The sequence below is a fragment of the Actinacidiphila sp. bgisy167 genome (assembly GCF_057707665.1).
The window spans coordinates 1-1,534 of sequence record NZ_JBYIQP010000197.1 but is presented as its reverse complement, the minus strand read 5'-3'; the positions used below and the strand labels follow the sequence as shown (position 1 = coordinate 1,534).

The following is a 1,534-nucleotide window of genomic DNA, read 5'->3' as shown; positions in this document are numbered from 1 at the left end:
CAACACCGTTGCGTTTACCGGCGGGGCCGGGGTGCAAGTCCGGTTTCCATGACGTGGATCTCGGCGGTGAGGGTGTAGCTCTGGGCGGTTTGCGGGTGTTTTCCTGCGTTCGGTCCGTACTTGCTGGTGGGGTTCTTGCGGCTGCGGGCCTTGACGCGTTGGCGTGGTGTGGCGGGCAGCAGGTTCTCCAGGACCGTTCGGCCGATCGCTCCCAGCAGGTCGACGGGTTCGCCTTCCGGCGGAAGGATGCCGCCGGCGCTGATGACCTGGTCGACGGCGGCCTGCAGCAGGACGGTGAAGCTGATCCGTTCCATGGCCGGGCCCGGTCGGCCGGTCACCGCGTCGGCTGCCGCGCGGATGAGTGCCTGGTAGGTGACCAGAAGCGCGTAGACCTCCTGGTCCAGGCCCGGGACGCTGCGTGAGCGCAGGACCCGGCCGTCGAGCATGGTCGCCTTGATCGAAAAGTAGGCGGTCTCCACCTGCCACCGGCGATGGTAAAGCTCCACCAGTTCACGCGCGGGATGGCGCTGGTGGTCGAGGAGGCTGGTGACCAGCCGCCACGGTTCGCGTCGGGTGGTGCCGTCGTCGAGGGTGATGGTGATCCACGCCTCGATCACCCGCACCTCAAGTGGCCGGTAGCCCTGCCCGGCCCGGTAGGCGCCGGAGATGCGGGCCAGGTAGGAGCCGTCCGGCAGACGGCGCTGGATGGTCGGACGGCGCCGGGCGGAGGAGCGCACCAGGAACTGCGCGCCGCTGGTGGTGACGTCGCGCAGGAACTCGATCGCGTCGAAGCCGGCGTCGGCCAGGAGCAGCATCGAGGTGTTCAGGCAGCCCAGGAGGCGGCGGGCGTAGGGTAGTTCGCCTTCGTCTTCGGGGCCGAAGGCGGCGGCGAGCACGGCGCGGGTGCCGCACTCGACCACGACGAGGAGGCGGAGCAGGGGGTAGCCGAACTCGAGGGTGTCGCCGGATCGTTTCGGGTAGCGCCAGGTGACCTGCTCGTCGTCGGGCAGGTGCAGATGGGTGCCGTCCAGTGCCACCGTGCGCAGCCCGCGGTAGAAGGCTCCGGCCTGGCCGCGGTCGGCGACAGGGCCGGCCAGGGCCTCGAACAGGCGGCGCAGCGGAGCCGCGCCGAGGCGGCGGCGGGCCCGCGCGAGTGAAGAGGCGGCCGGGACGATGGGGGCGAGCGCCCCCAGGGACGTGGTGAGCTTGCCCCATACCGCCCGGTAGGAGCACTTTTCGAACAGGGCCAGCGCCAGGACAAAGTAGACCACGACCCGAGCGGGCAGCAGCCGTCGGCGCTTCTCGCGCGCTCCGGTCTCCTCCAGCACGGCGTCGACCAGCGCGAAATCCACGATCTGGGTCAGCTCGCCCAGATGCCCCGGCGCGTGGACGCCCGCGGCTGTCTCGATGGTGCGGATGATGGCAGACTTCTCCTGCAACGGGACCCCTGGTTCTTGATCATCTTGCTCGACACAAGTGATCTACCAGAGGTCCCGTTCCTCGTTCAGCAGCGGCTTGACGAACCAGCCGCCAG

1 protein-coding gene is annotated in these 1,534 nt (G+C 69.7%); it reads right to left on the bottom strand.

Annotation, left to right across the window (positions count from 1 at the left end; all coding sequences use genetic code 11):
- Positions 1 to 14 precede the first annotated feature (14 nt).
- Positions 15 to 1,439, bottom strand: coding sequence for an IS4 family transposase (locus tag AC3ET4_RS30730; protein WP_431955236.1), 1,425 nt, complete (start codon positions 1,437 to 1,439; stop codon positions 15 to 17).
- Positions 1,440 to 1,534: the final 95 nt, after the last annotated feature.